The organism is Faecalicatena orotica, assembly GCF_905197545.1.
GTDB lineage: Bacteria > Bacillota > Clostridia > Lachnospirales > Lachnospiraceae > Faecalicatena_A > Faecalicatena_A orotica.
This window is the reverse complement of the sequence record NZ_CAJJZH010000002.1, coordinates 459847-473164: the sequence shown is the minus strand read 5'-3', so window position 1 is coordinate 473164 and position 13318 is coordinate 459847. Positions and strand designations below refer to the sequence as shown.

The window sequence follows — 13318 nt, the reverse complement described above, 5'->3', positions numbered from 1 at the left end:
AATAAATTTTATTTCCCAGTATCTTTCTGCTTCAAAATTCATAAAATTTTACCGCAATCGAACATAATAATAAATCATTACTTCCGCCTCTTCTGCAAACCAAGTATCTTTAGCAAATTGCGCTTTATCATCGATAACTATTTTCGCTACACATTCCTCTTTTTCTCCCCATCCAATTTTAGACATTGCCATCTCTTTAATCACAAAATTTGTAAATCCTAAGCCTTCTAATTCTTCTTTCACTTCTTCATAATTTCTTCCCAAGAAATGTTTCTGACTCTCACCAATCTTAATTTCTTCCGGATGTTCCAACGCAATTTCTTCCTCTGTCTTAGCCTCAAAATATTCAATTACTACTTCCGAACTACGTTTATACCAGCCATCTTCAGTAAAGCCATTTACCATAATAGAAATCACATTTCCTTCCTTAACTTTTACAGCTTCTGTATTTCTCACAGTTTCAATATTCACAAATCCCATAGTTAAAAGTTTCGCTTTAATATCGGCGACATTCTTTCCAAGCATTTTCTTCATGACCACTTCAACTGGGAGATTTTTCTCAGCCTCAGATGATTTGGAATTTACATATTCAAGAATATTCTGATACCGTTCACTCTGCTCCCATTCTTTTCCTTCATATGCTCGGACTGCATTTAGCGGATGATCATAGTTTTGGAAAAGAATAAACTCTAAAGTTTTATTCCATGCATTATCAGTTACCAAACTTTTATACTCAAATGCCTGTTCCATAAAAGCTTCACTATTTGCTTCTGCCATAATGTCTTTATCATATCCAGCAAAACGCATCATTACTTCTGTATTTTTTTCAGCTGTTCCATCACAAATAATGGCTGCCCTATCAGCTGAGAATTCACTACATCTCATCCAATACGCAAAGGCCAGCTGAATAGGATACATCGCTATATTCCCTAATCCAGAGACAAATGATGATGCTCCATTCAAAATAGCGCGTCCCATAGTAGTATATAATGTATGATGGCATGCTATATGCCCGCACTCATGTGCCAATACTGTCGGAATTAATTCGTCAGGCAATGTCTCAAACAATCCGGAAGTAATTACAATAAATGGTTTTGTATCTCCATATGTATACGCATTAGGATTCACATCCAATTCTACAAAAAGCTCTGGAATATCAATCCCTAACTTTTCACAAATCGGTGGTAACATATTATAATACTTCGCCATCTGATTATCATTCAAATGCAAATTTGTCGACATGTTGATAAGCCTAAATTGCTGCTCACTCCAAATTTTCATAAATGCTTTCATCACCTGTGAAAATCCTGGTATCGCTTTCAACGCTGCCATTGCAGCCTTATCTGAATCATGTAAATACAGCTTATAATCTAACGCCATCTTTATTGTCTCCTTTGTTCTCTACTAATCACGCATTCATAATTTTTTTCATATTAAGACTATTATACATCATCTATTGTTATAGGGAAAGAAAAAAGCAAGCCCTATCTAAGAGCCCTATCTAAGAACTTGCTCTCTTATTTCTAAGCATATATAATCTCTTTATCCACAATCTCTCTCACACACGTTTGTATATTATTCATTTTCTCTAACCACTCTGAAGTATCCTCTGCCTTTAACTGTTCTGTGATACTCTGTGCCTGCTTCATCTGCTATACAAGCCTTTCAAATCTTTCCTGTGCCTGTTCTTCTATGTCTGCCAGATAACTATTCAACCTGCCGCTTGTAAGCAGATTCAAATATACAACCTTACGATATTCTTTTAAATACCGCAAATGCCTTTTCCCCATACACCGATAAATCGCTGTTCTTCTTCCTCCGGCAAGGTAAGACAGGGGAGAAGATAATCCCCTTACATACAGTATTTTCACGTATCGAAAGGCTGCTAATGCTGTTCGATGGTACTTTTATTCCTTTAACAGAACTACAATTAACTGAATCTAGCACATCAGAGGATAATATATTGCATTCTATAAAGAACATTTTATAAAAAGTAGACTATCTTATTTTTCATCCGCTGACTTTTGTAGCTATAAAGTGAACAAATTGCTTTCCCTTGATTCTATTCTTACAACAGAATTATTGTGTAAATGGGAACAATTATTCAGAGAATTAGATATGGTGCATCAAATATACCTCTACTCATTAAGTGGTAGTGGAATAACCGTTGATGTTAAGTGTGCATTTTTAATTGAACTAGCTGAACCTCTTATAAAGATTGTAAAAAAATATACTAATTTTTTCTCCTCATTAACTCCCCGTCCTCGTGGTGCATCTCTTAAAAATTGTTTAGATGCGTTAATTATGAAATATGGTGTGGATATTTTCAGAAAGGAATTATGAGCAATTTTTATCAGCAATGGTTAATAGCAGGGTTAGAATAATGCATATTAAGTGAGAACAAAAGGGTCTATATTTTAATGGAAATGACTCTGTTTTATATACGTTAAAAATGAGTTTGTTATACCGACGCATAATTTTTGAAGTTTTTAATATTAATGAATCAAATTATATAGATAATCTAAGAAAATGTGTTTCAAGATTGGATAAATGGAATGATGTTTCAGATAAATTCATCTCAAAACTTTCCAAATAGATAGTTTAGATCCAAGAAATAACTTTCGGATTTAAAATTTGTAAAATCCTTATTAGTAAACATGCTAAATAAGCAGGTTACAAAAAGTCTTACTAAAATCTTACTTTTAGAGCAGAAGAAACCCCCGCAATCCTTGCAATTACTGACTTGCGGGGTTTCAACCCTCTACTCGAATTCTATCGTCGCCGGCGGCTTCGGTGACATATCATAGCACACTCTATTGACATTCTCCACCTCTGCCAATATCCTTCCGGTTATCTTCTCCAACACTTCCCAGTCTACCTTTTCGATGGTGGCTGTCATTGCATCTACTGTATTAATTGCCCTCAGGATGACCATGTATTCGAAGCATCTCTCATGGTTTTTCATTCCGACTGATTTGAAGTCCGGCACTACTGTGAAATACTGCCATACTTTTTTATCCAGTCCTGCTTTCTCGAATTCTTCTCGCAGAATCGCATCGGATTCTCTGACAGCTTCCAGTCTGTCTCTGGTGATCGCTCCGAGGCAGCGTACACCTAATCCCGGCCCTGGAAATGGCTGGCGGTATACCATGTGTGGCGGCAGTCCGAGTTCGATTCCGCATGCACGCACTTCATCTTTGAATAGTTGCTTCAGAGGCTCAACCAGTTCGAACTGCAGGTCTTCCGGCAGACCGCCTACATTATGATGAGACTTCACCATTTTAGCTGTCTTTGTTCCGCTTTCAATAATATCGGGGTAAATCGTCCCCTGTCCAAGGAAGTCGATCCCGTCCAGTTTGCGTGCCTCTTCCTCGAATACACGGATGAATTCTCCGCCGATAATTTTACGTTTTTCTTCCGGATCCGCGACGTTTTCCAGTTTGCCGAGAAAACGTTCTGTGGCATCTACATAGATCAGATTTGCGTGCAGCTGGTTCTTGAATACCTCTACAACACTTTCTGATTCATTTTTACGCATCAGGCCATGATTAACATGAACGCACACCAACTGCTGGCCGATCGCTTTCAGCAGAAGTGCAGCGACTACGGATGAATCTACACCGCCTGAAAGGGCAAGCAATACTTTGCGGTCTCCGACCTGACGTTTAATCAGCTCGGTCTGGTCCTCGACGAAATTCTTCATGTTCCAGTTTGCTTCTGCTTTGCACTCATCGAATACAAAGGACTTTAATGTATCCGTATCCGGCAGTTCCGCGTATTGTTTTTCACACATTGATCCCGGATAATCTACGGAAATGACCGGATATCCGCAGTCATAAACTGCCGGATTGACCTCGACTGCCTGTCCGTCTACAACACGGTTTTCTCCACCGTTTAAAATGATTCCTTTGACATTATCCAATGCATTCAGTTCTTCCACGGTGATATCGTGAGGGTGAATCTCGCTGTATACGCCAAGATCGCGGATTTCACGGGCAAGCACTGTGTTATTCGTACTCCCCAGGTCCAGAATAACTATCATGTCCTGTTTCATTTGTTTTCCTCTCTTTCGTTCGATCATTTATAATCCTCACATCTGTTCATTCCTATGAACAATTGCGAATCTTCTTCTATTATAACTGAACACTCTGTGTTTTTCCATCCATGAAATAGAAATATCACATATTTTATTCTCTGCATATAATAAATAAAATTGTATTTTGTCAGGAGTTTCACAATGGAGTATCCACAATACGATTACGCGGTCATTGGCGGAGATATGCGGCAGGTATATCTGGCTGAAGAACTGGCACACCATCAGAACCGCGTCATTTACTATGCCCTGATGGCTGCGCCGGATGAAAGCAGATGCTCAGACGCTTCTTATGTTGCCCCGGCCTCATCTCTTGAAGAAGCAATAAGCTCCTCCGACTGTATTATCTGTCCGATTCCTTTCAGTAAAAATGGCGTCCATCTGAATCAGAACGTTCTGGATAAAGACCTTACGCTTTCTTCCCTGCTGGATTTACTCAGAGAAGGCCAGACATTTTTTGCCGGCTGTATTTCCGGAGAATTTAGGGATGCGGCCCGCAAGGCAGGAGTTTCTGTAAATGACCTTATGCAGGATGAATCTCTTGCGGTTTATAATACGATCGCCACGGCAGAAGGTGCCATCTGCGAAGCCATTCAGAGGAGCCCGCAGAACCTTCACCGCAGCCAGTGTGCCGTGCTCGGTTATGGGAAATGCGGAAGTACGCTTGTTTCTTATCTGCGGGGCATGTTTTGCTATGTATATGCCTGTTCCGACCAGCCGAAGGAACGAGCACTTGCGGGAACGGTTAGTGACCGGACCGGAAGTCTGGAAGAATTTGCGGCATGTGCGGGGAAATTTGATTTTATATTCAATACAATTCCGGCAAAAGTAGTGACCGCAGAAATTTTAAATAATATGAAGTCTTCCGTAACGATCATTGATATTGCCTCTGCTCCCGGCGGAGTGGATTACGCAGAAGCCCGGCATCTGGGACGAAACGCAGTGTTATGTCCGGGGCTTCCCGGGAAATACGCCCCCTCATCTTCGGCCAAAGCGGTAAAAAGAGTCATCGAAGCTGCAATGCTTTCAAATAATGAATAAGGAGTGATGCAAATTGTCTTTAAAAGGAAAAACGATTGGAGTAGCCTTCACAGGTTCCTTCTGTACCTACGAAAAAGCATTTACAGAACTACAGAAACTGGTGGATGAAGGTGCCCTCGTACAGACGATTTTTTCCGATGCAGCAGGAAGTATCGACAGCCGTTTCGGAAGGGCGGAAACCTTCATCGATAAGGCGGAGGAAATCACGGGTGTAAAACCGATGCTGACTATATCACAGGCTGAACCGATTGGCCCCGGAAGCCTGCTGGATATTCTTGTTCTCTTCCCCTGCACCGGAAATACTCTGGCAAAGCTTGCCAACGGGATCACCGATACTCCCGCGCTGATGGCTGCAAAGGCTCATCTGCGGAACAACAAGCCTCTTCTGATTTCCGTCTCAACAAACGATGCCCTTGGAATGAATATGAAAAATATCGGCCTTTTGATGAATGCCAAAAATATATATTTCATCCCATTTGGTCAGGATAATCCGAAGAAAAAGCCGAATTCTATGATCGCGCATACAGAGCTTCTAATTCCTTCTATTGAGGCTGCTTTAGAAGGACGGCAGTATCAGCCGGTCATCCAGTAAATATTCCCCGGAGGGCACATCCCGTAACCCAGTCCCTCCGGGCAGATTCAATATAAGGTATGAAAAAGGAGAAGAAAAAATGTGCGGAATTGCTGGATTTTTTAATCCCTACAGGGATTATAAGACAGAAGAAACGAAGTGGCTCGGCATCTTGAGCGGTATGAATCATGCGCAGAAACAAAGGGGACCTGATGATGAGGGTACTTATTTGAGCCCCATCTGTGGCCTTGCACATGTCCGTCTGGAAATCATTGATCTGGTGACCGGACACCAGCCGCTTGTGAAAGCGTGGCAGGGCAGGGAGTGTGCGATTGTTTTCAACGGTGAGATTTATAACATGGATGAACTGAAAGCAGAATTGCTGCTGGAAGGGGTGAAGTTCCAGACGACAAGCGATACGGAAGTGATTCTGGAAGGCTATATGCTGCATGGCAGGGATTACATCAAAAAGTTAAACGGAATTTTTGCAATCGCCTTATGGGATTCTGCGTCGGAAGAACTATTTCTCTTCCGGGACCGGCTCGGTATTAAGCCGCTGTTTTATACGATGACCGGCGAGACTCTCGTATTTTCATCTGAGATAAAGGGGCTGTTTGCCTATCCGGGGGTAGAGCCGGTTCTTGACAGAGACGGACTGTGTGAAATCTTTGCCCTCGGTCCGGCAAAATCTTACGGGAAAGGTGTTTTTAAAGATGTTCTGGAAGTTCTGCCCGGCCAATGTATCACCTTTGACAGGACCTCCTGTACAGAAGACTTTTACTGGAAACTTGAGAGTCATCCCCATGAGGACTCTTTTGAAAAAACAGTCGAAAAGACCGCATGGCTGGTGGAAGATGCCGTGAAAAAGCAAATGCTCTCTGATATTCCGATCAGCACATTCCTCTCAGGCGGAGTGGACAGCAGCCTTGTTACTGCAATTTGTGCAAAGGAGCTGAAAAAGCAGGGGAAAGTCTTGAATACCTTTTCTTTTGACTTCACAGATAATAACAAATACTTCAAATCCAACTCCTTCCAGCCGAGTCAGGACCGCCCTTTTGTAGAGCAGATGGTCCAGTTTGCCGGAACAAATCACCGTTTTCTTGAGTGCAGCAATCAGGATCAGCTGGACTGTCTCTTTAAGGCAGTTGATGCCAGAGACCTGCCCTGCATGGCGGATGTAGAATCTTCTATGCTGTATTTCTGTTCTCAGGTAAAGGAATATAACAAGGTAACCTTGACAGGTGAATGTGCAGACGAAATCTTCGGGGGATATCCCTGGTTCCACAGTGAAGAGGCCTTCCGGACGGACGCGTTTCCGTGGTCCATGAGTATGCAGCCACGGCAGGCGCTTTTGGATGAAAGCGTCATCCATGAACTGCATATGGAAGATTATGCACGTGCCGCTTATGAAAAGACGATTCACGAAACACCCCTTCTCGCCGGAGATACACCGGAAGAAAAACGCCGTCGGGAAATAGCATACCTGAATCTGCGCTGGTTCATGGTGACCCTGCTGGACCGGATGGACCGCACCAGTATGTATAACGGACTGGAGGCAAGAGTCCCCCTGGCTGATCACCGGATCGTGGAATACATCTTCAGCGTCCCGTGGGAAATGAAGTGCCCGGACGGAATCGTGAAAGGACTGCTAAGGCACGCCGGTGAGGGTCTGCTGCCGAAAGAAATCCTGTGGCGCAGGAAGAGTCCTTATCCCAAAACTTACGATCCCACATATGAAAAGCTGCTCGGAGATCAGCTGAAAGAAGTACTCGCGGATGCAAACGCCCCGGTCCGTACCCTGCTGGATACAAAAAAAGTCCACGCATTCTTGAACAGTCCGTCCGACTACGGGAAACCCTGGTACGGACAGCTGATGGCCGGGCCCCAGATGCTGGCCTATATGCTTCAGGTAAATTACTGGCTGGAAAAATACAAGATCAGGATCATATAGATGGATCAAACAGATTATCCATTCCTAATGAAAGACAGGGCGGAAATGTACACACTCACATTTCCGCCCACATTCATTCTGAAACAACCCGGTTATCAGTCATTTTAAGATCTTTTTCCCATATCTTCTTTGATAAACATCAGTACAAATCCGACAAACAGCAGCGCCGCCGCAATCCAGATGACACGCAGTCCAATATGAATGCTCATCACTGCCCCAACCGCCGCTCCGACCGCGAAAATCAGAATCACAAAATAGTAATGCAGACTTTTTCTTCTTAATTCCTTATCCTTCGTGATATGGTACCTGCAAAGCATTTCCGTCGCACTCCTCATATTTCCGATGCACATGGTTGTCGCACACGGAATTCCCCTGAACTTGCGGAAACTGTTGACCTGCATGGCGCATGCAAAGGACATCAGCACATTTGCCAGTACATCCATCGAATGCGGCAGGAGTCCCACTATGACCAACAATACCACCTCGACAAGCAGTACAATCTGCCGCCAGTGTATTTTCTGATGCTCTTTATATAAATAATGCACCCATTCTGTCACATATACCCCGCCGATAAATGCTGCCAGCGGCATCAGGTAGTGGAGCGCTGTCCCGTAATTTCCCTGTGCCAGATTCTGCCCCAGCAGCACAATATTCCCGGTCTGTGCATTCGCAAAGACCTTCCCCCTGCAATTATAAGAATACGCATCCTGAAAACCCCCGGCCAGCGTCAGGAATACCGCAAGCATCATAGATTCCGACATCTGCCGGCCAGCCTTACATTTCATCATCTGTCATACCTCCCGCCCGTAATAAATATATTAAGAATTAACTGCTCCGTTTATTTTATTCCTCCACCATTATACGGCGTGCCGGGAGAATGTAAAGTTTTTTCTAAAAAGTTTCGGGCTTTGTGCAGATGGATATTATTCATCTGCACAAAGCCCACTTAATATGTCATCACAATTCTATCGTCACTTCGTGTGCCGCAGGAATCAGAATCACTCCCTGTTCGGTGATTTCTTTGATTTCCGCCCCGCTCACCTGTTTCACTTCCTTCATATTTCTGAGCAGATATGACATCTCCTCCACTTTAGAAGTTTTCAGTTTGATTCTGTTTCCGGTTCTGGTTCCGCTTACTGTAAGGCTTGTATTTCCCTTCCGGTCAGGAACATGGCAGACTGCTTCTTTTTCCTCCTGCAGTTCAAACACCTGAATCTGCACATTTTTCGCGAACTCATAATCCGCCGTCTGCTCATTTGCCCCGACAGGCAGGAGAGTATTATCCCTGACAAACAGCGGCAGTGACAGGAAATCATAGGTCTCCTTGTACCATGCCCTGCCTTCCTTCGTCTCTCCCGTAAGCAGGTGCGTCCACGTTCCTTTCGGCAGGTAATACTCAACACTTCCATCTGATGAGAATACAGGCGCCACAAGGATGCTGTCTCCGAGCATGTACTGCATATCCAGATATTTTACCGCCGGATCGTTTTCAAATTCCATAACCATTGCCCTCATGGACGGGATTCCCGACTGGTGGGAAAGGACGGCCATCTGATAAATATACGGCATCAGTTTTAGTTTCAGTTTTGTAAACCTGCGGCATACCTCGACTGCCTCGTCATCAAACAGCCACGGTACCCTGTAACTCTTGGAACCATGCAGGCGGCTGTGGGTGGACAGCAGGCCGAACTGGAGCCATCTCTTGTACACGTCCGGGCTCGCCGTCAGCTCAAACCCTCCGATATCATGGCTCCAGAAGGAGAATCCTGACAGGGTAAATGACAATCCGCCCCTCAGGCTTTCCGCCATTGACTGATAGGTAGCTGAACAATCCCCGCCCCAGTGAACCGGGAACTGTTGTCCGCCCGCTGTTGCGCTTCTGGCAAAAAGAACTGCCTCACCTTCTCCTTTTTCCTTCTTCAGAAGTTCAAAAACCTCTGTATTGTACAGGTTTGTATAATAATTATGCATACCCCACGGATCGGAACCGTCAAAATATTCCACATCCACCGGGATCCGCTCACCGAAATCAGTCTTGAAACAGTCGACTCCCATATCCAGCAGTTTTTTTAATTTTGCGGTGTACCACTTCACCGCCTCCGGGTTCGTAAAGTCCACAAGCCCCATACCCGGCTGCCAGTTGTCCACCTGCCGTATTCCTTTTCCATCAGCGCGTTTCAGGAGATAACCGTTTTTTAGTCCCTCCCGGAAAAACTTCGTCCCCTGGGCAATATACGGATTAATCCACACACAGATCTTCAGTCCCTTTTCCTTATACCGTTTCAGCATACCTTCTACATCCGGGAAAATTCTGCTGTCCCACTCAAAATCGCACCAGTGGAATTCCTTCATCCAGAAACAGTCGAAATGAAAAACATCCAACGGAAGGTCCCGGTCCTCCATCCCCTGTATGAAAGAGCTGACCGTCTCCTCATCATAGCTTGTCGTAAAGGAAGTGGACAGCCATAACCCGAAGGACCAGGCCGGGGGGAGCGCGGGCTTTCCGGTCAAATCTGTGTAATGAACCAGTACGTCCTTGATATCATCCCCGTAAATAAGGTTGTAGCGTATTTCTTCCCCCTTTACGGAAAATCCGACGGCCTCCACCTTTTCACTCGCCACCTCGAAGGACACATGGTCACTGTGGTCCACAAAGACTCCGTAGTGTTTGTTTGTCACATAAAATGGGATATTCTTGTAGGCGATCTGTGACGCCGTTCCTCCGTCTTCGTTCCAGCAGTCAACTACCTGCCCGTTTTTTACAAAGGCAGTAAAACGTTCTCCCAGACCATACACACATTCCCCCGGTGCTAAAGACAATTCTGTCATCATGTATGGCTGATAATCCGCGGCCATATAATTTTCCTCTGGAAACTTTGTCAGATGTTTCCGATCATACTGCATATATCCGAGATTATGGAATCCGCAGGAAGTCAGAAGTTTTCCATCCGCTTCAAAGGAAATCAGGAAATCCTGACGGTTTACACGCACCGTCATCCTTCCCGCAGTCATGACCGCTTCGTCTTCCGTGATCTCCACCGAAACATCCTGCATCTCCCTGTTCAATTCAAATCTTGGTTCCCGTTTTTCATAGCCCTCAAAATGATAGCTCCGCACACTGATAATATCTTTCCTAACCGCGGTAAACTCTGTCGTGATCGTTCCCACATCCAATGCCCCGGAACGATCGCTGATCACACGGAGAGGCGCCGTCACACGCATTCCATTTTCGATTTCTTCCACAGCAAATGCCTGTGCCGCATACTGTGCATTTGCCCGCTCATTCTTTTCCCAGTAACCTTCTGTAAATTTCATACCTGATCTCCTCCTCAATCCGTTTATACAGCTTCTGTCTTCCCGTTGCTTAAGTCTTCCACGATAGAATCATATTCCTTGTCCAGGTGGTAGAACAGCATGATAATAATCTGGATAACTGCGATTGCGGCCGGTATATAAATGAACAGTGCTTTAATCGCCATCACAGAGGACGCACTCTGGGCCACGGAATTTTCTGCATAGTTCCCCAGTGCAAGTATCCATCCGAGCATGGCGGATCCCAGTCCATTTCCGACTTTAAATCCAAAACTGGATGCACTGTTAACCAGACCTTCCGTACGGTATCCGGTCTTCCATTCGCCGTACTCGATCGTGTCAGAGACTATCGCAAACATGCAGGAAGAGATACATGCATTTCCGATTCCTTTCAGCGCAGATGCAAACATAACGCCTGCATAGCTCATTCCCACAAAAGCAAACAGTCCGAATCCGAGTCCATAGATTACCGCACCGACAATCATCATGTTTCGTTTTCCGATCCGCTTTACAAAGAAGGCCATCGTAAACATTGCCACGATCTGGACGACGCTGGCAACGAGGTTCATCGGTCCCACCATTTTCGCATCATGCAATATGACCTTTGCATAGTAAACTGCCGCGCCGCCATTGAGTGAATACTGGATAAAGATGAATACAAGAGTCAGTGTAATCATGATCCAGTACTTATTTTTAAAGAGAATTCCGATCCCCTTGAAAAATGGAACCTTCTCCTGCTTTGTTGTCCTCGAAGGTTTTACCCTTTCTTTTGTTCCCGCAAATGTGATCACAAAGATGATGACCGCAAAGATTCCAAATACTGCAAATGTCTTCGTCCATGCAGACAGATTATCCCCGAAGAATTCCACCAGCGGCAGTGTCAGATTTGTAATCAGCAGTGTCCCGGTTGTAGCCAGCGTCATTCTGAAAATACTTAAGACGGACCGTTCATACTGGTCCTGAGTAATCAATGCGTTTAATGTTGCATATGGCACATTGATTGCCGTGTATACAACGGATGAAACAAGATTGTATGTAATAAAGATATAAATGATTTTTGACGTTTCGCCCAGTCCCGACGGCACGGAAAACAGCAGTATTCCCGCAATGGCAAATGGGACTGCCATCCTTAAAATCCAGGGGCGGCATTTTCCGAACCTTGATTTTGTGCGGTCTACAATGACTCCCATGACCAGGTCCGTCACCCCGTCAAAAAGTCTTGAAACAAGCATGATTGTGCCAATCGTAAGGGCGCTTACTTTTACATAGTCCGTGTAATAGAACAAAACAAATGCTGACATGGCCGAATAAATAATATTGCACCCCAGATCTCCGAAGCCATACGCCAGCCGTTCCTTTACACCTATTTTTGTACCTTCCATTTTTCATTCTCCCTTCCTGAACTGTTACCTCAGATCAAGATGAAGTATATCACAGGTTTTTCAGCCGCATTAGGAGTAAAAACGACTCAAAAATAGTACATTTCCGACTTTTCACAATTTTTCCCGTTCCATTATACGCTTTTCTTTCGGTGTACAGCCAAATCTCTTTTTAAACCACCGCATCGTCACCCGGTAGTTGGTACAGCCATGCCGCTCAAATATCTCATTGATAAAATCATCTGTGTTCATCAGATCATAATATATGTAATTAATCCGGATTTCATATAAGTATTCACTGACCGTCATCCCGATCTGCCGTTTCATAATCCGGGATAAATAATCCGGGTGATAATTAAAGTGCTCCGCCACGGACTGCACCGTCAGCTGTTCTTCATGGTGCTTGTCCAGAAAGGTCAGAATCTCCTTCATTTTCTCCCTATTTTTCTGGTTCCGGCTGACCTCTTTCTCCACCAATTTTATGGAATATGAGTGGACCAGTGAAAACAGCAGGTCATACAAAAGGCTGTTGAACTTCAGCAGATACCCGTCCGGGCGCACCTCATAGATTACATACATATCATGGCAGATTTTCTTCAGCCGCTCCATCTTCGTCGCTTCGGCCGGACTCATCGGTCCGGGCACCGCCTGAAACTGGAGAAGTTCGTAGTCCGGCACATATTTTTCCAGAATTTTATCAGAAACCTGAAGCACAAGGGCCTGGTTCTTTGTACTCCAGATCGAATGGATTTCTTTAGAATTCAGGACAATCAGTTCGCCTGCCTTTACATGGATTTCTCTTGTCTCACAATGAATCTGGATTTCCCCCTCGAGCATATAGATCATTTCGATATGGTCATGCCAATGCGGGGGAACATATCCCCCGTCATCTGCAGATAAATAAAACCTGACATCAATGTCCGCATTACTGAAAACAATTTCGTGCCGCACTTCTTTACTCTCCATAAAGC

General features: G+C 44.4%; 10 protein-coding genes and 1 pseudogene. 4 read left to right on the top strand and 7 right to left on the bottom strand.

From position 1 onward, the window contains the following. Positions 1-48: 48 nt before the first annotated feature. Together ABIN22_RS05720 and ABIN22_RS05715 are read right to left on the bottom strand one after the other, a co-directional pair. Complete coding sequence (locus ABIN22_RS05720; protein ID WP_346907252.1) at positions 49-1380, bottom strand: M48 family metallopeptidase; 1332 nt, start codon at positions 1378-1380, stop codon at positions 49-51. A gap of 143 nt (positions 1381-1523) precedes the next feature. After that, a pseudogene (locus ABIN22_RS05715) lies at positions 1524-1852 on the bottom strand (TnpV protein); the annotation flags it as partial. A gap of 266 nt (positions 1853-2118) precedes the next feature. Between ABIN22_RS05715 and ABIN22_RS05710 the strand changes: the two are divergent. Next, positions 2119-2343: a hypothetical protein gene (locus tag ABIN22_RS05710; protein WP_346907250.1), complete on the top strand. Its 225-nt coding sequence runs from the start codon at positions 2119-2121 to the stop codon at positions 2341-2343. Positions 2344-2761: 418 nt separating this feature from the next. Here the strand turns inward: ABIN22_RS05710 and guaA are convergent, their stop codons facing one another. Next, positions 2762-4054, bottom strand: a complete 1293-nt coding sequence (gene guaA / locus ABIN22_RS05705; protein ID WP_346907248.1) for a glutamine-hydrolyzing GMP synthase — start codon at positions 4052-4054, stop codon at positions 2762-2764. 183 nt (positions 4055-4237) lie between these two features. Here guaA and dpsA point away from each other — a divergent pair, with 183 nt between their 5' ends. From dpsA to asnB, 3 genes are all read left to right on the top strand, one after another. After that, positions 4238-5134 (top strand): dipicolinate synthase subunit DpsA, encoded by an 897-nt coding sequence (gene dpsA, locus ABIN22_RS05700; protein ID WP_346907246.1) that lies wholly within the window; start codon positions 4238-4240, stop codon positions 5132-5134. 13 nt (positions 5135-5147) lie between these two features. Then, a complete protein-coding gene (locus ABIN22_RS05695) occupies positions 5148-5726 on the top strand; it encodes a dipicolinate synthase subunit B (RefSeq protein WP_346907244.1) in 579 nt (192 codons plus the stop codon). A gap of 79 nt (positions 5727-5805) precedes the next feature. Beyond that, positions 5806-7656: an asparagine synthase (glutamine-hydrolyzing) gene (gene asnB / locus ABIN22_RS05690; protein WP_346907242.1), complete on the top strand. Its 1851-nt coding sequence runs from the start codon at positions 5806-5808 to the stop codon at positions 7654-7656. A gap of 104 nt (positions 7657-7760) precedes the next feature. Here asnB and ABIN22_RS05685 read toward each other — a convergent pair whose 3' ends face one another. The 4 genes from ABIN22_RS05685 to ABIN22_RS05670 form a co-directional block, all read right to left on the bottom strand. After that, positions 7761-8444, bottom strand: coding sequence for a YoaK family protein (locus tag ABIN22_RS05685; RefSeq protein ID WP_346907240.1), 684 nt, complete (start codon positions 8442-8444; stop codon positions 7761-7763). A gap of 169 nt (positions 8445-8613) precedes the next feature. After that, entirely contained in the window at positions 8614-10971 is a 2358-nt protein-coding gene (gene yicI, locus ABIN22_RS05680; RefSeq protein ID WP_346907238.1) for an alpha-xylosidase, read from the bottom strand. Positions 10972-10994: 23 nt separating this feature from the next. Then, complete coding sequence (locus tag ABIN22_RS05675; RefSeq protein WP_346907236.1) at positions 10995-12350, bottom strand: MFS transporter; 1356 nt, start codon at positions 12348-12350, stop codon at positions 10995-10997. A gap of 111 nt (positions 12351-12461) precedes the next feature. Beyond that, on the bottom strand, positions 12462-13313 hold the full coding sequence (locus tag ABIN22_RS05670) for an AraC family transcriptional regulator (RefSeq protein ID WP_346907234.1): 852 nt from the start codon (positions 13311-13313) through the stop codon (positions 12462-12464). Positions 13314-13318: the final 5 nt, after the last annotated feature.

Excerpts from the sequence above, each read along its gene's own strand:
- ABIN22_RS05720 (WP_346907252.1), bottom strand. The coding sequence starts at position 1,380 with ATGGCGTTAGATTATAAGCTGTATTTACATGATTCAGATAAGGCTGCA.
- ABIN22_RS05710 (WP_346907250.1), top strand. The coding sequence starts at position 2,119 with ATGGTGCATCAAATATACCTCTACTCATTAAGTGGTAGTGGAATAACC.
- guaA (WP_346907248.1), bottom strand. The coding sequence starts at position 4,054 with ATGAAACAGGACATGATAGTTATTCTGGACCTGGGGAGTACGAATAAC.
- dpsA (WP_346907246.1), top strand. The coding sequence starts at position 4,238 with ATGGAGTATCCACAATACGATTACGCGGTCATTGGCGGAGATATGCGG.
- asnB (WP_346907242.1), top strand. The coding sequence starts at position 5,806 with ATGTGCGGAATTGCTGGATTTTTTAATCCCTACAGGGATTATAAGACA.
- ABIN22_RS05685 (WP_346907240.1), bottom strand. The coding sequence starts at position 8,444 with ATGATGAAATGTAAGGCTGGCCGGCAGATGTCGGAATCTATGATGCTT.
- yicI (WP_346907238.1), bottom strand. The coding sequence starts at position 10,971 with ATGAAATTTACAGAAGGTTACTGGGAAAAGAATGAGCGGGCAAATGCA.
- ABIN22_RS05675 (WP_346907236.1), bottom strand. The coding sequence starts at position 12,350 with ATGGAAGGTACAAAAATAGGTGTAAAGGAACGGCTGGCGTATGGCTTC.
- ABIN22_RS05670 (WP_346907234.1), bottom strand. The coding sequence starts at position 13,313 with ATGGAGAGTAAAGAAGTGCGGCACGAAATTGTTTTCAGTAATGCGGAC.